Below are 19,020 nucleotides of genomic sequence, written 5' to 3'. Positions count from 1 at the left end.
TCGAGCGATGTCATATTCTGGGGAAATCCGTTTCTTCGCCGGGAATGTCCCACCCGCCGGCTGGGCGTTTTGCCACGGGCAGACGGCGCAGATCGACGCCGCGCGTCAACTTCATGCCGCGATCGGGACACGCTTCGGGGGCGATGGGCGGACGACATTTCGGCTGCCCGATCTGCGGAGTCGTGTGCCAGTCCACCGGTCGGAACGCATCGGCGTCGGAACGGTCGGCGGGGCCGAGTCCGTCGCGCTTGCTGAGGCAGAGATCCCGCGCCATACCCACGGCTTGCCGATCGCCACGAGCGTCGGGAAGGCCGGCCAATCGAGCAGCCGGGCGCTCCTTGTTACCGACGGTGGCGGCAGCGGAGTCGATGTCCGCCTCGGCGCGATGACGAGCAACGGCCTTGGCACGACCCACCCGAACATGCAGCCCTACCTGGCGCTGAACGCCATCATCGCCCTCAGTGACGAAGCTGACGGACCGTTCATCGGGGAAGTGCGGATCCTTGCCGGAGCGGCTGCGCCGGATGGCTGGGCGCGCTGCGATGGGCAGGGGCTGGCAATCGACGAGTTCGGCGACCTCTACTCGGTTATTGGCACAACCTTTGGAGGCGACGGGCGCAAGGCGTTCGCGCTACCCGATCTGCGCGGGAGAGTTGCGATCGCCGCCGGCCGCGGCCCGGAGCTCACGACCCGTTGGCTCGCTGAATCAGGCGGCGAGATGACGGTGGCGCTTCGCGAGGATCAGGTTCCGACCCACGAGCATGACGCGTCGATCCGCGTGGCAACCGCTCCTGGCACGCGGTCACTGATGGCGTCGTCGGCCGGCGTCGCAATCAGCGCGATCGGAGCGGCATCGCAACATGCTGTTCCAGTTGTCACCGAGCGCATCGGCGGATCGGACGGTCACTCCAATCTGCAACCCTACATGGCGCTGACCTACATCATCGCCTGCCGTGGCAGGTTACCGGAGCCGGACTAACGAGCCAGACGACGCGAAGAGGGGTCTGTAATGAAGGTTGATATCGGTAACGTCAAGCTCGCCCGGCGCGATTTCCTCAAGATCACGTCTGCGTCGGCAGTAACTGGGACACTGGTCGGCGCATCGGCATCGATCCAGCCGCTGCCGAGATTTGGCCAGATCGCCCACGCTGCGACAACAGCTGCGCCGCGCGTCGCAATCGGCTACTGGGATGGGCGGCTCGATTCGTCGTTCATCGACGCGAGAGAGGTCCAGCCGGCCCGCAGCGGAGCCACCACCGCGCACATCACCGTGACCGTCGGCTGCGATCCGTCGGAGCTCACCGGTTGGAATGGCTACCGCTCGACCGGGCTTCGCCTCGATCTGCGGCCAGCCCACGACGGCGCGCTTGATATCTGGCGACATCAGGCAGGGCCAGTCACAAACACAAGCCCGCTCGCCCGCGTCGACATCCCGCTGGACACGGAGGGCGGCCTGCGGGGCTGGATCGACTATCGGGCGGCAGATGGCACGGCGACAACCCCATTCAGGATCGGGGCCGGCGGCGAGCTGCAGAGTGGCGCCTATCTGATCATGCTATCCAGGCCACGGTCACTCGCGAGTGTGGATTGGTCATCACTACGCCTGCGAGCGATTGATGGCGGCAATGCGCTGGAGCTGCGAGACGGCATCGGCAAGGTCGTTACACAGCCACACGTCATCGCTGAGGTGATTCTCGGCTAGTAGGCTTGCCGCCGCGCCAGAACGGCACGGCGGCAAGCCCACTGGCCCTAGCTGGCGTCGAGTGGAGCAGTAAAGAAGTAGACCAGCTCCTTGGCGTGCGCGCGGGCATCGGAGAGGCGGATCGACTCGTCCGACCCGTGCGCCTTCGATTCCTTTTGCCGGCCATTGCCGACCGTCGCGAACTGGTCGGTCCCGAGGACTTGGGCAACGTAGGCCATGTCGGTCGAGCCGCCAGAGCCGGACCGAATGAAATCCTCGTCCTTGTAGCCCTGCACGAGCTTCAATGCCTCAACCAGACGCTTCGCGCCGGGTGAATCCGGCGACTGGTAGTACGACGGGTAGGCGTGCATGAACGAGACATCGACTGAGAGAGCCTGCGACTTCTCCAGTCCGCGGTCGACTGCCTCGCGGATCTCGGCTGCGACGTCCTCGTATTTCTCCTCGGGGATATACCGGCGATTGACGACGAGCGATGCCGTGGCCGGCACGATGTTCGACTTTACGCCGCCCCCGACGATATCCAGGTTGAACATGGGCCGGAGGTTCGACGGCGCGCCGGGAGCTGGCGCTAGCGGCAATTCCGAACGGCGCGACTCCACTTCGTGTTTGAGCGTCATCAACTCATTGAGGATCGGGATCATCTCCTCAATCGCGTTGATGCCGAGGTAGTTCGCGCCCGAGTGGCACGAACGGCCATGAACGGTGATCGTCACATCGACTGCGCCGTTCGATCCGAGTCGGAGCAGTGGGTCCTGCCCGCCCTCCATGCAGAGCACTGGCGCGGTAACGTAGCCCTCGAGCGCCAGATGATAGAGGCCGGGATAGACGCCGATCTCCTCGTCGGTGCAGAGGACGACATTGAGGTCCCAGACGGGCTCGATGCCCTGCTGCTGCATGACATCGAGAGCAGTAAGCAGCGTTGCGATCGTGCCCTTCATGTCAGCAATGCCACGCCCATAGATGCGACCATCGACGATCTCAGCGCCGAACGGATCGTACGTCCAGCCTTCCTCGATTGGCACTGTGTCCATGTGAGCGTAGACGGTCAGTGGCGGCTTGCCGTTGTTCAGCCGCGCGACCAGGTTGATGCGTTCGCCCTCCAGCGGCAAAGGAATCAGGGCGACCTTTTCCGGAGGAATGACGACACGAGTCGTTTCGAAGCCGAGGCGCTGGAACTCCGGCTCGACGAGATCGAGGAGTGTGTCGTAATTCAGCCCCGGCGGGACGCAGTTGTCGATCGCAATGATCGCGCGAAGCCGCTCGATAAGCCTGTCCTCCTGTGCGTCCACGGCCGCAAACGCATTCGTGAAGTCCATAGAGCTCTCCTCCCGTGCCAGCTGCCGAAGCGCAGCGCCGCCATCATACTGGAGATATATCCGAACTCAGCACTGGGCTCAGCGTCGGAGCGCAGGCAATACGCGCTCGCCAAGCAGGCGGATGCCACCCTCGGCGGTGATGCCGTGCGGGGTACCAAACTCGATTCGCGTCGCCCCTGCCGCGAAGATCGCCTCGCACTGTTCGATCACTTGCGTGGGCGTACCGGCAAAGGCAAAGCGATCGAGCAGATCGTCGGGGATCAGCCGGCCGGCTCCCGCCGGATCGCCGGCCGCAACGAGCGCGTCGATTCGCGCCGCCAACTCCGGATCGACTGCGACCGTTGGATCCAGCGGCGCGACGACCGGCAGATAGAGCGCCATCTCGCGACGGATGAGATCGCGTGCGCGGTGACCGTCCTCGTCGACGACGGTCACCGCGCCGAGCGCAACGCCGATCGACGCAGGATCGCGCTCGACACGCTGCGCGCCCACTGCGATGCGCTCGCGCATTGAAGCGACGACATCCGGGTTGGACGACCCGCCAACCTTGACTTCATCGGCCCGCTCGCCGGCCAGCGCCAGGACGCGCGGCCCCCACCCTCCGAGCATCAACGGGATTCGTGGCCGCTGCACGTCGTAGCGCAGGCGCTGGCCAGGCTTCAGCTGGACATATCGTCCGTGATAGCCAGCATCATCACCGGCCAGGAGCCGCTCGACGACATCGATCGCCTCGCGAAGCATGACAACGGCGTCACCTTGCCGGACGCCGATATCCTCCAGCCACGCGCCACGGACGAGGCCGAGGTATGCGCGGCCTTCGCTGAGGAGATCGAGCGTCGCGATCTGGCCGGCCATCTCGACCGGGTGCAGGGTAAACGGATTGATCGCCGCCGGCCCCAGTGCGATTCGATCTGTCGCCTGCGCCGCGAGCGCCAGAGGGACGACGGGAGGCTGAAAAAGCAGATCCGCATAGATCGAGAGCATGTCGAAGCCAAGATCTTCGACCAGGACGGCGAGCGGCGCGTAGTCTGTCAGCGGTTTGTTGGACTGGAGCGCGATCGAGAGGGATCTGGCGTCGGTCATGTGAGAACGTCGGTGCGGAACGTCGATCGCGCGATTCGCTCGATCCGCATGATCAGGCGCTCGTCTACGTCCGGGCAGGCAACAAGGGTGTCGTATTCCAGCCAGTCGTCCGGGTCCAGAATGCGCTGCTTGGCTGGCAGAAGCGGCAAGACCGACTGAAGCGCGTAGAGGCAGAAATGCTTGCCGGCAGGGATTCGTACCTGACTGGATTCCGTCAGCTCGAAGTAGTCGCCCACCTCGAGTCCACACACCGAACGCCCCTCGATGCGCTCGACGGTGACGCGGAGGTCGTACAGCTCGAAGACATCGTCCTCATCAAACGGATTGGTAAACGAGTCGTCAGCGATCAACAAGTATCTCCCATCGCATGTCGTTGCTCGCGCCGCATTTTTCTCAGCCGCCCGAAAGGCAGAGCTGGCGGAAGCCCGTCCAGATTCACGAGCGTGTCGAGTGTGCCACAGGCCATGATCGGGGTGGTGGCGATGCTCCGCGCCATGTCGCGATCTGCTATGGTGCACGCACAGGAGGAGTAACGAACCACGATGCCACGCCATATTCTGACGATACTGGCCGTTACGGTCGTCTTTTTCATTCTCATCTGGCTTGGAGTCGTCGAGTTCGGCCAGACACCGGGGAAGGCGCTGCTGCTCAGCTTCGGCACACTCTTCCTCCTCGGAATCGGCATCACCTACAGCGCTTCGACCCTTCGGAAGGATCACACCGGGCGCGACTAGTCGCCGTTCGCCGGGAAGGATCCAGCGCGGTAGACCCGCCCCGGAAGCTCCTTACCGAGCTGGCCGGCGAGCCACTCGGCGCAGCCAATCAACGCATCGAGGTCAATGCCTGTCTCATACCCCATACCATGCAGCATGTAGACGAGATCCTCGGTAGCGATATTGCCAGTCGCTCGCGGAGCGAACGGGCAGCCGCCCGTGCCGCCGACCGACGCATCGAGCACACGAACGCCAGCCTCAACCGCGGCCAGCGCATTCGCGATGCCGGTCGTGCGTGTGTCGTGAAAATGACAACCGACGGTGACACCAAGCTGCTTGGCCCCTGCGACGAGCTCGCGCACCTGACGCGGAACGCCGACGCCGATCGTGTCACAGAGAACGATCTCGTCCGGCTCACCTTGTTGAATCTGAGCAATGACGTCAAGCACCCGAGCAGGGTCAATGACGCCCTCGAAGGGACAACCAAAGGCGGTGCTGAGCGGGATGACGAAGCGCTTGTCGTCCGCCTTTGCTCGCGCGGCAAGCTTGAGCGCCAGCGCGATGCAATCGGCAACGGTCGAGTTCTGGTTGCGGGCGGCAAAGGTGTCGCTAACGGCGAAGGTGTAGTGGACGGCGTCGACATTCGCGGCGATTGCGCGATCGTAGCCGCGCTCATTCAGCACCAGGCCGGCGTAGATCACGCCAGGCTGGCGATGGATCGCCGTCATCACATCCTCAGCCCCGGCCATCTGCGGCACCAGCTTCGGATGCACGAAGCTGGCCGCCTCCATACGCATGATGCCTGTTGCCGCCAGCCGGTCACACAGTTCAGCTCGCACAACCGGAGACAAGACAACAGGTTCATTCTGCAGGCCGTCTCGTGGCCCAACATCGACGATGGTAATCGCGGTCACAGCAATACTCCTTCGACGCAGTGCCTTCGGATCGGGCCCGGATATGCCCGATAGACGATACGGCGATCTGGGATCCCTGCCAATCCCGTAGCGCACGAGATCGCGCGGACGAGACGACCTCAACGCCAACGACGTATTGCTGTAAACACGTTGCTGTTTGCAAACCGTTGTTATCCCGCTCGCCGCACGAATCGGCGTACCGAATTCCTCTCATCATGGTTTATCATCAGCGTTCACAACTCCCGGGCGACCGAAAACGGCAGCCTGTCTGATGACCCGGTTTGGTTATGCCAATCGGGTCTTGACGCGATTTGAGAATGAAAGGCATAGCCTGGTGAATGCCCCGATCCACTCGACGAACTTGTCACTCAGAGGCGTCTGGCGTAGCACAAGGGTATGGGTCAAGGGCAAGGGCGCTGACGATTGGCTGGAAACAGTCGCAGTAATATTGCTCACGACCGCATCACTCATCACCGCATGGAACGGCTATCAGGCGGCACGATGGGGCGGTGAGCAGGCAAAGGCGTTCTCGAAGGCATCGTCGGCCCGAGTGCGCGCGAGCGACGCGCTGACCACAGCGCAACTCGAGATGATGATCGACATCCAGGTGTTCAACGACTACGCTGCGGCCTATACACAGAACAATCAGCAGATGATGGACTTCCTGGAACACCAGTTCTCGGATCGGCTGCGGCCGGCGGTCGATGCATGGGTGGCGCTGGATCCGCTGAAGAACCCGAACGCGCCACCGAACCCGCTGGCGATGCCGGAATATATCCCGACCTCACTTGACCGAGCCCATCAACTCGAGGCGCAGGCTGATGAAATCTTCGTCCGTGGCCTGATGGCGAGCGCGCAAAGTGACAGTTATGTGCTCAACACCGTCTACCTGGCGACCGCGCTCTTCTTCGCAGGCATCAGTGCCAAGATCTCCGGCCGGCCGGCTCGCGCGCTCGTCATTTCCATCGGCGCGGCGATGTTACTCTACGGCGGCTACCACATATTCATGTATCCAACGATCTGAGCCGGTCGCTGGCGCGACGCGTGCTACGCTACAGTGAGTCTATGTCACTCGACAGTTGGGAACGGATGGAGGGGCTGCGATGCGGGTCGAAACGGGGCTGGGCGACCGCCCGTGGGATGAAGTAGCGCGGCAGGCGAGGCTCGCGGAAGAAATGGGCTTCGACGGGATCGGGGCCCCGGAGCTCAAGCGCGACCCGTTTCTCACTGTGGCCGTCGCTGCGCGCGAGACGAAGACAATCCGACTGGAGACATCCGTCGCCATTGCCTTCCCACGCTCCCCGATGGTCGTTGCCTACGAGTCGTTCAACCTGCAGGAGATGAGCGGCGGCCGGTTCGTGCTCGGACTGGGGACGCAGGTCAAGGGCCACATCGAGCGCCGCTTTTCGACGACCTGGGATTCGCCCGGCCCGCGGCTGCGCGACTACGTCCAGTCACTACGAGCGATCTGGGACACCTGGCAGAATGGCACGCCGCTGCGTCACGACGGCCCGTTCTACCAGTTCAGCCTGATGACGCCGGAGTTCTCGCCGCCACCACTGGCAACCGCGCTGCCGAAGGTGCAGATCGCGGCGGTGAATGCCTACAACATCCGCCTGGCCGGCGAGCTCTGCGATGGGTTGCGCGTCCACCCGTTCTCGACCGCCGAGTACACGCGCGATGTTATCTGGCCGAACGTGATGGCCGGCGCGGCGAAGTCTGGCCGCTCGCTCGACGACTTTGAGCTCTCGGGCACCGGGTTCATCGCCACCGGGCCGGACGCTGCGGCAGTCGCGAAAGCACGCGAGGACGCCCGCTACCGTATCGCGTTCTACGCATCCACTCGAACCTACTTGCCGGTGCTGGAGCATCACGGCTGGGAGGATCTCAACCCGAAGCTGCGCGACCTGATTGCCCAGAATCGCTGGGAAGACCTCCCGACGGTTGTGCCGGACGATGTGCTGGATACGTTCTGCGTCTCGGGAACCTGGGACACGATCGCGGATCGAGTCGACGCGCGCCTTTCTGGCCTGATCGATACGATCTCAGTTTCCGCGCCCGACGAGCGCGATCCGCGATTCGACGCGGCCCTGGCCGGATTCAAGCGAATTCCCGGCCGCCGCGACGACTGACGGCCGACGGCGTGTTCGCCGGGGATTACGTGCGCGGCGCAATCCCCGGCGGTAGACAGCCAATTGCTGCGAACACCACCCGGACGCCATCACGCAGCACCCAGAGAGGTTCGAGCGAAGATGGAGGCCGGCGAGGGAATCGACTGTGGGCTGTTAGCCTATGTCGGTTGTGCGATGCAGGCTGGCGGCAGTCCCGGCAACTAGACGCCGATGCTCGGAGACAAAAGATACGCGCCGTGCTCTCAGCCAGCACACGGGCAAGACGCAGCCCCCGCGTCGTGCAATGACGCGGGGGCTGTTGGCAATTGACGTAATTACGCCGGCTTGAACTTCGGCAGGGTGATCTCGTCGTTGACATCTTCGTAGACGAGCTGGACCGGCATGCCGATCTTGACGTGCTCGGGATCGGCCTCGACCTCGACGAGGTTGGACATCATCCGCACGCCCTCATCGAGATCAACCATCGCCACGACATAGGGAACCTCCTCGGCAAAGCCGGGTTGCCGCTGGTTCCAGACGATCGTGAAGGCGTGGAGCGTTCCCTTGCCGGAGACTGGCTCCCACGAGATGTTGTCCGTGAGCGAGTACGGGCTAAGCCCGCGCGGGTAAAAGAAGTACTTCCCCGTGTCGTTATCGCGCTGGATCTTCATTTCGTGCTGCTTGAGACTATCCCAGAACGGCTGGGTCACCGGATCGGGCGTCGGCAGCGGCTTCTTATAGTCGGCCATATCTGTTCTCCCTCAACAACGAGCGCCGCTAACCGCGGGCCAGAATCGCGGTGCCGGCCGACGACAGAACGCCGCCGGTTCCGTGGACAATGCCGAGCTTCGCGTCCTGAACCTGGCGCTGACCCTGATCGGCGTAGTCGTGACGCAGTTGGCGAACCGCTTCGATTACAGCGAACATGCCGTACATCCCGGTGTGGGTGTACGAGAGGCCACCACCGTTCGTGTTCAACGGGAATGCTCCACCCGGCGCGGTGCGCTGGTTGGAAACGAACGCGCCACCTTCGCCCTTCGCGCAGAAGCCGAGCTCCTCCAACGACAGGAGGACTGTATAGGTGAACGAGTCGTAGACCATCGCGATGTCGATCTCGTCGCGGCCGATGCCGGCCATCTCGAACGCGCGCTGACCAGAGTGCTTCGCGGCGAAGCTGGTGTAGCTAGGCATCTGCGAGATCATCGCGTGGTCGTGCCCCTCGCCGACGCCGAGCACGACGACCGGCGTCTGCTTCAACGACTTTGCTCGTTCGGCAGACGTCATGATGTACGCGCCACCGCCGTCGGTGACGAGGCAGCAATCCAGCAGGTTGAAGGGATAGGCGATCGGCCGCGAGTCGAGCACATCCTGGATCGTGATCGGATCCTGCATCATCGCCTTGGGGTTCATCATCGCCCACTTGCGCGTTGCGACGGCGATCTCGGCGAGGTTCTCGTGGATCGTGCCATAGTCGTGCATATGGCGGGTGGCCGCCATTGCGTAGGCGCCGACCGGCTGCGGCAGACCATATGGCGCTTCGAACTGGCCCCGCAGCGATTGCGCGGAAGACGGATAGGGCATCTGGCCGACACGCGATCGCCCGCTCTCGCCATGGGTCACCAGGGCCACCTCGCAACGGCCGGTCGCGATCGCAGCGGCGGCATGCGCGATGTGAATCACGAAGGACGAGCCGCCGACCGACGTTGAGTCGGTGACCTTCGGCTCGATCCCGAGATATTCGCCGAGCTCGAGTGTCGAAATGCCGGCAGTGAAGAGTCCGTCGACATCATCCTTGGTCAGCCCGGCGTCGGCCAGCGCGTTACGCGCGGCTTCCGCATGCAGCAGGATCGCCGGCTTGTCCGGCAGCCTCCCCAGCTCATCCGATTCCGCCACTCCGACAATGGCGGTCTTCCCATTCAGACTGAACGCCACACCATCCTCCTTCAAATACCTCCCCCTCTCCCAGCATTGGGAGAGGGGGGCAGCGGGGTGAGGGCCGTCCCCTACCCCCGCGCCTTCCACAGGTCCCGTGTCAGTTCTGCCTGGCCGGCATGCTCGGCCGCGTGGGTCGCCATCAGCATCAGCACCTGGTGGCCGGTGATCGTCCCACGGCGGGGATGCGCGTGGACGTGCTCCAGGTCTGCTGTGCCAAGCCCGCCAAGAATCTCCCGAACCTGAGGCTTCAGCACCGACCACTGTCGTTGAAGCTCGGCGGCGCTGTCCCCAGCCACGATGAACTCGGCGTCGCGGTCGCGGTGATCTGTCTGACCACCAAGGACCGCCAGCGTGTTCTGGCGAACGTTCCCCATCGTGTGGGTCGCCAACACGTAGATGCTATTCGTCTCGGGAGCATCCGGCTTCCAGTTGATGCCGGCCTCATCCAACCCATCGGCACAGGCCAGGATTCGCTCGACCATCTCGATGGTCTTGTCCGCAAAGTCCACAATCAAGACATGCTCGTCCATCGCTGCCCTCCCAGATTGCTCCGCGCGTCAGCGCTACCAGACGAGCTCGCCGTACGGCTCGAGTGTCGTCGTCCAGGCGCGCAGCCCCTCGGCGATCGTGACCCACTGGTCATCAGGCAGCGCGTTGATGTTGGTAGTGATGCCCGGCATGTTCGCCTGGCCGACAAACTCCGGCCCAAACGCCTGCGGGACGATTTCGGCCAACTCGTCCACCGTCCAGCGATGCTCGTTCTTGATTGTGCGAATGACCTTCGGCTGCGACATCAGCGCGACGTTGTATCCGAAGGAGCCGAAGACCTGTCCGTTGACGTGGCCGGCGGCTTCGCTGGCCAGGAAGCCGACCAGTGGCGCGACGTTGTCCGGGTCTCGTTCGGTGCCGATCGCCAGCTCGCTGGGAAGCTTGCCGGTGTGGGCGACAGCCTCGACCGCCCGGGGAATCGAATCGATCATCCGGGTCGAGCCGCTGGGCAGAATCGCATTGGCGGTGACGCCATATCGGCTGAGTGACGCGGCTAAGACCAGCGTGAGCCCGATGATGCCGGCCTTCGCTGCCGCATAGTTTGGTTGGCCGGGTGCGCCGAAGGCGGAGTTCGACGACATGTTGATAATCCGCCCGCCGTCCCGGCGTTCGCGGAAGTGCACCGACGCCCATCGCGACGTGTTGAATGTGCCTTTCAGGTGGACTGCGATAACGGCATCCCACTCCTCGGGCGACATGTTGAAGATCATCCGGTCGCGCAGGATGCCAGCGACGTTGACCAGGATGTCGAGCTTGCCAAAGGTGTCGATTGCCTGCTGGACCATGCCCTGGGCGGCTTCGTAGTCGGTCACCGAATCGGTATTGGCGACTGCGGCGCCGCCAGCGTCGATGATTTCCTTCACCGTCGTGGCAGCCGGCCCGGTGTCGACACCTTCGCCATCAAGCGACGCGCCGAGGTCGTTGACAACGACCGATGCGCCCTCCTCAGCCAGCAAGTGGGCGATACCCCGCCCGATACCCCGGCCAGCCCCGGTAACCAGCGCGACCTTCCCGTCGAGAACTCCCATGTCTCGTATCTCCCCTCTACCTATGACGCGCTCGGGCGTTCCTGGCGGCGGGCGTCATAGTAGAGCTGCCGCTCCCAGTAGGCGATGCTGTCGCTGAGCGACTTCCAGCTCGCCGGATCGAGCTGCTGCGCTGCCGAGCCGTTGATCATCCGGCCGCCAGCCTCGACCGGTGGTGGTGGAACAACCTCAGCGCCGATGGTCTTCGGGAACAGGTCGATCAGCTCCTGAACCGTCCAGCGACGGTCGGCCTGCAGCACGCCGGCGAGCTCCCAGTGCGAATAGAGGCCGACGGTGTAGCCGCCGACGCCGAAGAAGTGACCGTTGATGTTGTGCGCATCGTCGGTCGCAAGGTAAGTCACCATCGGCGCGACATTGGCGGGATCGCCTTCGCTGCCAATTGCCAGCTCGCTGGGGAGCTTGCCGGTCTCCTCGCGCACCTTCTCTGCGCGCGGCGTCGAGTCGATCATTCGAGTCGCCGCGTACGGGAGGATCGCGTTGGAGGTAACACCGTAGCGATCGAGGCTGTTCGCCAATACCGCGGTCAGTCCGAGGATGCCGTACTTTGCGGCGGCGTAGTTGGGCTGGCCCGGGCTGCCCCATGCCGAGCTGGACGAGAAGTTAATGATCCGGCCACCCTCCCGCCGATCACGGAAATGCGTCGAGGCATGCCGGCATGTGTTAAACGTGCCTCGCAGGTGGACGGCGACGACCGCGTCCCACTCTGCCTCGTCCATGTTGAAGATCATCCGATCGCGGAGGATGCCAGCGACATTGACGACGATATCGAGCTTGCCGAAGTGGTCGATCGCAGATTCGACCATCGCGCCGACCGCATCGTAATCGGTGATCGAGTCGGTGTTGGCGAGACCCTTGCCGCCAGCCGCCTCGATCTCATTCACCACCTGCTGGGCGACGGACACATCGGCGCCCTCGCCGGCCAGGCCGGTGCCAAGATCGTTGACAACGACCGCTGCCCCTTCCTGGGCCATCAACAGAGCAATCCCACGTCCGATCCCTCGCCCGGCGCCAGTGACCAGCGCGACCTTGCCATCAAGCCTGCCCATTAATCCCTCCTTGGCGTTTCGCGGCGGGCCGTTGCGGTTCACCATTCGATGTGGCGGAACCTCACCGTCCGCTCCTCCCGATCCCAGATGGCGAACTGCCCGATCTGCAGCGCGCCCGGGTTAAACAGGTATCGACGCTCGCGAACGATCGAGACGACCCCGCGTCCTATGTCGAGGAGGCCGCGCTCATCCCGAGCCTGGCGAAAGTGCGTGTGCCCGGTGAACGTCAGCCGGGCAGCCGGGTCATCCCCATGATCCTGGTGATGACCGCCAAACATCCGCGCAACCGGGTCGACCGAGCCCCAGCGCTGAACCTCATGAGTCAACCGGATGTCGCCGATCCGGACCTCCTCCTCGAGCGCGGTCAAGAGCGCGATCGTCTCCGGCTTGAGATCGACCTCGCCGGCCGCCGCTGCCAGCGCAACCTCACGCTCGTGATTCCCATACACACCGATCACCTGCCAGCTCTTCAGCAGATCGATCGTGGCGTCCGCTTGCTCCGCCCGGTCGAACAGATCACCCAGCAGGACGATCGTTTCGACCTCCTCGCGCGCGCAGACATCAAGCGCCAGCCCTAGCACACGCGTCGCCCCGTGGATATCGGAGAGAACACCGACTCGTTTGCCGAAGCTCAAGATGCCCCGTTCTGCTTCCCGCCGGAAGCTGCTCCATCCGACGGCACGATCAGGCAATCGACGACACAGGCGCCCTGCCCCTCGTCGAAGACGAGCAGCGGATTGATGTCGATCTCGGCCACCTCGTGGCGCAGATCCAGGCACAGCCGAGAGAATCGTTCGATGATCCCGGCAACGGTGTCAAGATCGGCCGGCGCTGCGCCGCGTGCTCCTTCCAGGATCGCACGTCCCCGCAGTTGGCCGAGCATCTCCCGACCCTCGTCTGCCGTCAGCGGCGGCGCGCCGAGCACAACGTCCTTCAGGATCTCGACGAAGATGCCGCCGAGACCGACTGCGACCGCCGGGCCGAACGTGGGATCCTGGGTCATGCCGAGGATCACCTCGCGCCCGCCCTGAACCATTTGCTGGACCAGCACTCCGGTGATTCGCGCGTTCGCGTTATATGCGCCTGCCGACGCGATAATTCTGGCGTACCCTTCGCGAACTGCGGCATCATCTGCGACGCCCAGCAACACGCCGCCGGCCTCTGTCTTGTGGGCAATGTCTGGTGACTCGATCTTCAGCACAACCGGATAGCCGATCTGCCCTGCTGCGGCAACCGCCTCATCGGCGCTGACCGCCAGCCGCTCACCGGTAACCGGGATCCCGTACAGCGCAAGTAGCTGCTTCGCCTCACGCTCCACCAGTGGATGGCCGCCGGCCGCGCGAACGATCGCTCGGGCCTGCTCTGCGACGACAGAGTCACCGGTAGCTGCCGGCTTTGCGGTGGCCCGTCGGCGCTGGAAGTCGGCGTACCAGTTGAGCGACCGTATCGCGCGCAGGCCGTTCTCGGCGCCCTGGAGGAACGGTATGCCGTCCCAGGTTTCTGTTGGCTCGACCGGCGGCTCATCCGCGCGGAAACCTTCCTGCATCTTCCCGGTGACAAGCGACAGAATCAGGAAGACCTTGTCCGGGTATCGATCGGGGATCCCCTTCATCACCCGGCCGACCGGGCTGTCGAGGTCGATCTTGCTCGGGTATGCCTGACCATAGACGACGGTGCTGATATTGGGATCCTCGGCCATCGCCTGAAGGACCCCGCCCATGATCTCCGGCTGTTGGGCGACCTGCCCGGTTGTATCGAGTGGGTTGCCGACGGTGCCATAGGGCGGGATGATGTCGTGGAGCCTTTCGGCTGTATCCGGCGCAAGCTCGGGCAGGTTGATCCCGAGATCCTGGCTCAGGTCGGAGATCAACCCGCCGGCCCCGCCCGAGACGAAGATGGTCCCGAGCCCGTCCGCCTTCGGCAGCTTCCGCGTGTGGAAGACGGCCAGCGTCTCGATCATCTCGTCGAGGTTCGTGACCCGAACGATGCCCGACTTGCGCATGACCGCGTCGATGACGCCATCCGACCCGACGAGCGAGCCAGTGTGGGCGCGCGCGGCGCGCTGACCACCCTCGGAACGCCCGATCTTCAGGATCACCAGCGGCTTGCCGGCATCGGCCGCTATCTCGGCCACATGTCGCAACTTGTCTGCATCGCGGAACTGCTCGATGAAGCAGCCGATGATTCGCGTCTCATCATCCTCGACGTAGTAGCGCATGAAGTCAGTCGCGTCGAGATCCGCCTCGTTGCCGGTCGTGACAATGTAGGAATAGCCAAACCCGCGGTCGGTCGGCGGCAGTACGGCGCTGTATGCCAGCAACCCGCTCTGGAAGACAATCCCGATCGGACCCCGATTGACATAACTATATGGGCCAGACTTCGCGATCATCTTTGCGGGTGTGCTGATGATGCCCAGGCAGTTCGGCCCAACGATACGGATGCCGGTGCGGTCGGCGAAGTCGCGGATCTGCTTCTGCCGGCCGGCGGCGTCGTCATCGGCTTGCTCGCCGAAACCGCTGGTGATGATATTGACTGCCTTGACGCCGGCTCGCTCGGCCTGGCCGAGGACATCCATAACGGACTGGCTCGGCACGACGACAATCGCCTTATCGGCCCCGCCCGGGATCGCGTCGATCGTCGGATAGCTGGGGCAGCCCATAATCTCGTCATAGCGCGGATTCACGCCATAGACCGCGCCCTCGTAGCCGCCCTTCAGGATCAGCCGCTGGATCGAGTTCGCGAAGCCCGGCCGCTGCGATGCGCCGACAATCGCAATCGACTTTGGGTGAAAGAGGGCATCCATCGCCCGCCGGAAGGCGATAGCCTCATCTCCGGGATTTGGCTCCTCAGCAGCCTGACGTATTACCACCCCGTCCTCCTCAACTGGGCCGATCCATCCAACCCGCGGTCCTGCATGTCATTCGAAAATATCGTCCTCGCCATGGACACCGATCGCCTCGTGACTGGTCTCCCAGGAGAGCGCGTCTCCCTCGGTCACGCCGCGGACACCGAGCTTGTTCATCATCCAGATGACCTGTGCCCGATGGTGCATGTTGTGGGTGATGACGTGGACGATCGCTCCGCCAAAGCGCTTCTCGGTCGCCGGGGTATCCAGCGTATCCGTGAACAGCTCGTCGAGCCGATCCCGGTCGCGGATCTCGCGAGCAAGATCGGCGAATTCACCGTAGGTGCGCTCGTGGGCGCGCAGCAGCCCGACGATCGAGGGGTCCAACGACTTCCGATCGACCGGTCGCTCGTCGATCAGATCACTCCAGATGGCGACGTTCCCGATCATATGCGCGAACGTCGCGCGAACACTCCCGTGGTCAACATCGAAGACCTGATCGAGCTGGTCATCGTTGAGGCGGCGGGCCTGCAGCAGCAGCTCCCGCGTTGTGGCGTAATCATGGCCGAGCAGTCGGTCGAGAATATCCACTCGTCTCACGCTCGCTTCCTGTGCGTCGACGTATCTAGAAATAGGTCCGGCTGAGTGTCTCGGCAACGCAGGCCGGCTTCTCCTGGCCCTCCACCTCGACAGTTACCTCGGTAGTCATCTGGACCGCCTTGTCGCCGATCTCCTCGACGGCAACCAGCTTGTGTCGCGACCGGATACGGCTGCCGACCGGCACCGGGGATGGGAAACGAACCTTGTTCAACCCGTAGTTGACTCCCATCCTGCCGCCGAGGTCGATCTTCACGCCGCCACGGTGAGAGCCGAGATAGGGGATCAGCGACAGCGTCAGATACCCGTGCGCCACCGTGCCACCGAAGAACGTCTGCTTCGCACGCTCCGGGTCGACATGAATGAATTGATGGTCTCCTGTCGCATCGGCGAATGCGTTGACTCGGTCCTGATCGATCTCGACCCAGTCACCGACGCCGAGCTCCTGACCGATCAGCTCCCTCAGCTCGGCAACGCTGCGGACGACTTTGCCCGCCTCGGTCTCGCTCACGTTCATCCCTTCCTTCCCGGCGTCCTCGACCCACGCCATCACACCACTACGGAATCGCCGTCAATTCTGATGGTTGCGCCGGCCATGCGACGTTCGATATCGCCGGCCGGCGCTCGTTTCGTCAGGATGCGGCATGCTGCGCGAGCGACTCCTCGAGGACGCGCTCGCGATGATAAGACGTGTCGCCATACAATGGCTCGAGGTACTTTGCCCGCTTCCAGTACAGATGCAGATCGTATTCCCAGGTGTAGCCAATGCCACCATGAACCTGGATCGCTTCGCCGCAGACTCGCTTTGACGACTCGTTAAGCGTGGCCTTGGCGACCGACGCCGCCAGCGCGGCATCTGCTGCCCCGGCGTCGACCGCCCAGGCAGCGTAGTAGACGGCAGCGTGCGAGTTCTCAACCAGCTCCAGCATCTCAGCCAGCTTGTGCTTGACCGCCTGGAACTGCCCGATGAACTGACCGAACTGCTTACGGACCTTCGCGTAATCGTTCGACATCTCCAGCGACTTGCGCGACGCGCCGAGCATCTCTGCCGCGGCGGCAATCGCAGCCGCGCGCAGCGTCTCCTCCAGCGCGGCTGCCGCGCCGCCTTCGGCGCCAACCAGATTCTCGGCAGGCACATGGACGTTGTCGAAACGCAACGTCGCAACCTTCGATGTCATGTCGAGCATCGTCGTTGGCTCGACGGTGAGACCGGCTGCGTCGCGCGGAACCACGACGAGTGACACGCCATCGGCGCCGGACGAGCCGGGAGCGCGGCCGGCAACAAAGACGACATCAACGCTTTGTCCGAATGGGACGAAGCGCTTGATTCCGTTCAGGACGAGATCGCCGCCGTCGTATGTGACCGCAAGGCCGATGCCGGCCGGCGTCCAGTCGACAGCGTCCTCGATGAGCGCAAGCGTCGCCGTCAGATCGCCGTTGGCGATATCGGGCAGATAGCGCGCGCGGGCATTGTCGTCGCCAGAGTGCATCAGCGCCGAACCGGCCAGAATGACAGAGGCGAAATACGGACCCGGGTACGGAATGCGGCCCATCTCCTCAAGGATGATGGCCTGCTCGATCATGCCGAGGCCGCCGCCGCCGTACAACTCGGGAAACGGCGTGACCCCGAGCCCCATCAACTGGGAGTAGACAGTAGTGTCATAGCCAAGCGCATCGTCCATCATGTCGCGGACCTGCTTGACCGGCGCCTGCTCGGTCAGGAATTCGCGCACCAGGTTGCGCAGCATCACCTGATCTTCGGTAAAGTCGAAATCCATCTATTGCCCTCCCTCACCCGCTGGCGTGCCAGCCTTCGGCTGGGCCGCGGCGATACGATCCGCGCGAACTTCCTTCGGCAAGCCCAAAACGCGCTCGCCGATGATGTTCTTCTGAATCTCGGACGAGCCTGCGTAGATCGTGCCTGCCCGCGACCAGACGTAGGGATACGCCCACGATCCGGCCGTATCCTCACCGCTCGGGGAGCCGCCGCCATCGGCGCGGAGCTCCTCGGGGATATTGTCGAGCTCCTGGCCGTAGGGGCCGAGAATGTCGAGGATGATCTCCTGCACGCGCTTGTCGAGCTCGGAGTAGTGCAGCTTGGCGATCGACGCCTCCGGCCCGGGTCGCTGGCCCTTTTCAAGTCGGCTGAGAATCCGCAACGACGCATAGCGCAACACTTCGATATCTGCCGCAATCGCGCCCAGCTCCTGGCGGATAACCGGATCATTGATCGCCTTGCCACCAGTCACCTCAAGTGACTGGACGACTTCGAGCAACCGGGAGAACTGCACCTGCAGCCGGGATACCCGCGACAGCGTGCTCCCGCCGCGCTCGTACCCCAGCGTCGTCTGGGCGATTTGCCAGCCAGTGTTGAGCTCACCGATGAGATTGTCAGCCGGGACACGGACGTCGGAGAAAAAGACTTCGGAGAACTCGCTGCTGCCGCTGATCTGCTTGAGCGGGCGCACCTCAACCCCGGGTTCCTTCATATCAATCAGAATGCAGGAGATACCCTGATGCTTCGAGGCCGAGCGGTCGGTCCGCGCCAGCATCAGCCCCCAGTCGGAGATATGGGCGCCGCTGTTCCAGATCTTCTGGCCGTTGATGACAAATTCATCGCCGTCGATGTCTGCCCGGCACTGAAGGGAGGCCAGGTCAGACCCCGAGTTCGGCTCGGAGTACAGCTGACACCAGATCTCTTCGCCGGTCAGGATGTTCTTGACGAACCGCTTCTTCTGTTCCTCGGTGCCGTGGTGAATGATCGTCGGGCCGACGATCGAGATGCCGAGGCCGCCGACGCCGGCCGGCGCGTTGACCCGAGCCATCTCCTCGCCGACGATCGCCTGTTCCATCGGCCGCGCTTCCTGGCCACCATACGCCTTCGGCCAGCCCATGCCGATAAAGCCAGCCTCATAGAGCTTCCGGTGCCAGGCGCGCCGTTCCTCGAGCGTGTGGAGTGGCTCAGTGGGGAGGTTCTCTTCAAACCATGCGCGAACAGTGGCGCGAAACGCCTGATCCTCTGCCGTGTAGTTCAGGTCCACAATATGCCGATCCTCTCACATCCAACGAGTATCGAAACGTCGTCTCCCGACGGCTCTCCTCCCTCGAAACTCGCGTCAGCGGACCCCTCCGCCTGCATACTCCTTCAATACCTATCGCGGCG

At 63.6% G+C, this 19,020-nt stretch carries 20 protein-coding genes; 5 read left to right on the top strand and 15 right to left on the bottom strand.

Features of this window, described 5'->3' with window-relative positions; all coding sequences use genetic code 11:
• The first annotated feature begins 7 nt into the window (after positions 1 to 7).
• Both V9F06_14850 and V9F06_14845 read left to right on the top strand, forming a co-directional pair.
• Complete coding sequence (locus V9F06_14850) at positions 8 to 979, top strand: tail fiber protein (protein ID MEI2618886.1); 972 nt, start codon at positions 8 to 10, stop codon at positions 977 to 979.
• A 30-nt stretch (positions 980 to 1,009) separates the two neighbouring features.
• Entirely contained in the window at positions 1,010 to 1,702 is a 693-nt protein-coding gene (locus V9F06_14845) for a hypothetical protein (protein MEI2618885.1), read from the top strand.
• 47 nt (positions 1,703 to 1,749) lie between these two features.
• Here V9F06_14845 and V9F06_14840 read toward each other — a convergent pair whose 3' ends face one another.
• The 3 genes from V9F06_14840 to V9F06_14830 all read right to left on the bottom strand — a co-directional run bounded on the left by V9F06_14840 (position 1,750) and on the right by V9F06_14830 (position 4,451).
• Positions 1,750 to 3,018 carry a M20/M25/M40 family metallo-hydrolase gene (locus V9F06_14840; protein ID MEI2618884.1) on the bottom strand — a complete coding sequence of 423 codons (1,269 nt, stop codon included), beginning with the start codon at positions 3,016 to 3,018 and terminating at the stop codon, positions 1,750 to 1,752.
• Between the two features lie 78 nt (positions 3,019 to 3,096).
• Complete coding sequence (locus V9F06_14835; GenBank protein ID MEI2618883.1) at positions 3,097 to 4,101, bottom strand: LLM class flavin-dependent oxidoreductase; 1,005 nt, start codon at positions 4,099 to 4,101, stop codon at positions 3,097 to 3,099.
• A complete protein-coding gene (locus tag V9F06_14830) occupies positions 4,098 to 4,451 on the bottom strand; it encodes a TIGR04076 family protein (protein MEI2618882.1) in 354 nt (117 codons plus the stop codon). Before V9F06_14830 ends, V9F06_14835 begins: the two co-directional genes overlap by 4 nt.
• A gap of 192 nt (positions 4,452 to 4,643) precedes the next feature.
• On the opposite strand from V9F06_14830, the gene V9F06_14825 reads away from it, so the two are divergent.
• The gene (locus V9F06_14825) at positions 4,644 to 4,835 is read left to right on the top strand and encodes a hypothetical protein (protein ID MEI2618881.1); all 192 of its coding nucleotides are present in this window, start codon (positions 4,644 to 4,646) and stop codon (positions 4,833 to 4,835) included.
• Here the strand turns inward: V9F06_14825 and V9F06_14820 are convergent.
• Positions 4,832 to 5,728 carry a hydroxymethylglutaryl-CoA lyase gene (locus tag V9F06_14820; protein ID MEI2618880.1) on the bottom strand — a complete coding sequence of 299 codons (897 nt, stop codon included), beginning with the start codon at positions 5,726 to 5,728 and terminating at the stop codon, positions 4,832 to 4,834. The genes V9F06_14825 and V9F06_14820 overlap by 4 nt on opposite strands.
• Before the next feature lie 334 nt (positions 5,729 to 6,062).
• Here V9F06_14820 and V9F06_14815 point away from each other — a divergent pair, with 334 nt between their 5' ends.
• On the top strand, positions 6,063 to 6,752 hold the full coding sequence (locus V9F06_14815; protein ID MEI2618879.1) for a hypothetical protein: 690 nt from the start codon (positions 6,063 to 6,065) through the stop codon (positions 6,750 to 6,752).
• Between the two features lie 79 nt (positions 6,753 to 6,831).
• The gene (locus tag V9F06_14810; GenBank protein ID MEI2618878.1) at positions 6,832 to 7,860 is read left to right on the top strand and encodes a TIGR03617 family F420-dependent LLM class oxidoreductase; all 1,029 of its coding nucleotides are present in this window, start codon (positions 6,832 to 6,834) and stop codon (positions 7,858 to 7,860) included.
• Between the two features lie 314 nt (positions 7,861 to 8,174).
• On the opposite strand, the gene V9F06_14805 is transcribed toward V9F06_14810, so the two are convergent.
• The 11 genes from V9F06_14805 to V9F06_14755 all read right to left on the bottom strand — a co-directional run bounded on the left by V9F06_14805 (position 8,175) and on the right by V9F06_14755 (position 18,898).
• Positions 8,175 to 8,588, bottom strand: a complete 414-nt coding sequence (locus V9F06_14805) for an OB-fold domain-containing protein (protein ID MEI2618877.1) — start codon at positions 8,586 to 8,588, stop codon at positions 8,175 to 8,177.
• Positions 8,589 to 8,616: 28 nt separating this feature from the next.
• A complete protein-coding gene (locus tag V9F06_14800; GenBank protein MEI2618876.1) occupies positions 8,617 to 9,771 on the bottom strand; it encodes an acetyl-CoA acetyltransferase in 1,155 nt (384 codons plus the stop codon).
• A gap of 71 nt (positions 9,772 to 9,842) precedes the next feature.
• On the bottom strand, positions 9,843 to 10,304 hold the full coding sequence (locus V9F06_14795) for a DinB family protein (GenBank protein ID MEI2618875.1): 462 nt from the start codon (positions 10,302 to 10,304) through the stop codon (positions 9,843 to 9,845).
• A 33-nt stretch (positions 10,305 to 10,337) separates the two neighbouring features.
• Positions 10,338 to 11,351, bottom strand: coding sequence for an SDR family NAD(P)-dependent oxidoreductase (locus V9F06_14790; protein MEI2618874.1), 1,014 nt, complete (start codon positions 11,349 to 11,351; stop codon positions 10,338 to 10,340).
• A 20-nt stretch (positions 11,352 to 11,371) separates the two neighbouring features.
• On the bottom strand, positions 11,372 to 12,415 hold the full coding sequence (locus tag V9F06_14785; GenBank protein ID MEI2618873.1) for an SDR family NAD(P)-dependent oxidoreductase: 1,044 nt from the start codon (positions 12,413 to 12,415) through the stop codon (positions 11,372 to 11,374).
• A 38-nt stretch (positions 12,416 to 12,453) separates the two neighbouring features.
• On the bottom strand, positions 12,454 to 13,050 hold the full coding sequence (locus tag V9F06_14780; GenBank protein MEI2618872.1) for a metallophosphoesterase family protein: 597 nt from the start codon (positions 13,048 to 13,050) through the stop codon (positions 12,454 to 12,456).
• Positions 13,047 to 15,284, bottom strand: coding sequence for an acetate--CoA ligase family protein (locus tag V9F06_14775; protein MEI2618871.1), 2,238 nt, complete (start codon positions 15,282 to 15,284; stop codon positions 13,047 to 13,049). Before V9F06_14775 ends, V9F06_14780 begins: the two co-directional genes overlap by 4 nt.
• A 48-nt stretch (positions 15,285 to 15,332) precedes the next feature.
• Complete coding sequence (locus V9F06_14770; GenBank protein MEI2618870.1) at positions 15,333 to 15,860, bottom strand: DinB family protein; 528 nt, start codon at positions 15,858 to 15,860, stop codon at positions 15,333 to 15,335.
• A 25-nt stretch (positions 15,861 to 15,885) separates the two neighbouring features.
• Positions 15,886 to 16,368, bottom strand: a complete 483-nt coding sequence (locus V9F06_14765; protein ID MEI2618869.1) for a MaoC family dehydratase — start codon at positions 16,366 to 16,368, stop codon at positions 15,886 to 15,888.
• Positions 16,369 to 16,489: 121 nt separating this feature from the next.
• On the bottom strand, positions 16,490 to 17,635 hold the full coding sequence (locus V9F06_14760) for an acyl-CoA dehydrogenase family protein (protein MEI2618868.1): 1,146 nt from the start codon (positions 17,633 to 17,635) through the stop codon (positions 16,490 to 16,492).
• Positions 17,636 to 18,898, bottom strand: coding sequence for an acyl-CoA dehydrogenase family protein (locus tag V9F06_14755; protein ID MEI2618867.1), 1,263 nt, complete (start codon positions 18,896 to 18,898; stop codon positions 17,636 to 17,638). It lies immediately after the preceding gene.
• Positions 18,899 to 19,020: the final 122 nt, after the last annotated feature.

The sequence above is a fragment of the Thermomicrobiales bacterium genome, assembly GCA_037045155.1.
In the GTDB taxonomy this organism is placed as follows: domain Bacteria; phylum Chloroflexota; class Chloroflexia; order Thermomicrobiales; family CFX8; genus JAMLIA01.
This window is presented reverse-complemented; position numbering and strand designations above follow the sequence as displayed.

Bases quoted from the DNA above. Each gene is read 5' to 3' on its own strand.
- V9F06_14850 (MEI2618886.1), top strand. From the start codon at position 8: ATGTCATATTCTGGGGAAATCCGTTTCTTCGCCGGGAATGTCCCACCC.
- V9F06_14845 (MEI2618885.1), top strand. From the start codon at position 1,010: ATGAAGGTTGATATCGGTAACGTCAAGCTCGCCCGGCGCGATTTCCTC.
- V9F06_14810 (MEI2618878.1), top strand. From the start codon at position 6,832: ATGCGGGTCGAAACGGGGCTGGGCGACCGCCCGTGGGATGAAGTAGCG.
- V9F06_14840 (MEI2618884.1), bottom strand. From the start codon at position 3,018: ATGGACTTCACGAATGCGTTTGCGGCCGTGGACGCACAGGAGGACAGG.
- V9F06_14760 (MEI2618868.1), bottom strand. From the start codon at position 17,635: ATGGATTTCGACTTTACCGAAGATCAGGTGATGCTGCGCAACCTGGTG.
- V9F06_14795 (MEI2618875.1), bottom strand. From the start codon at position 10,304: ATGGACGAGCATGTCTTGATTGTGGACTTTGCGGACAAGACCATCGAG.
- V9F06_14835 (MEI2618883.1), bottom strand. From the start codon at position 4,101: ATGACCGACGCCAGATCCCTCTCGATCGCGCTCCAGTCCAACAAACCG.
- V9F06_14805 (MEI2618877.1), bottom strand. From the start codon at position 8,588: ATGGCCGACTATAAGAAGCCGCTGCCGACGCCCGATCCGGTGACCCAG.
- V9F06_14785 (MEI2618873.1), bottom strand. From the start codon at position 12,415: ATGGGCAGGCTTGATGGCAAGGTCGCGCTGGTCACTGGCGCCGGGCGA.
- V9F06_14790 (MEI2618874.1), bottom strand. From the start codon at position 11,351: ATGGGAGTTCTCGACGGGAAGGTCGCGCTGGTTACCGGGGCTGGCCGG.
- V9F06_14825 (MEI2618881.1), top strand. From the start codon at position 4,644: ATGCCACGCCATATTCTGACGATACTGGCCGTTACGGTCGTCTTTTTC.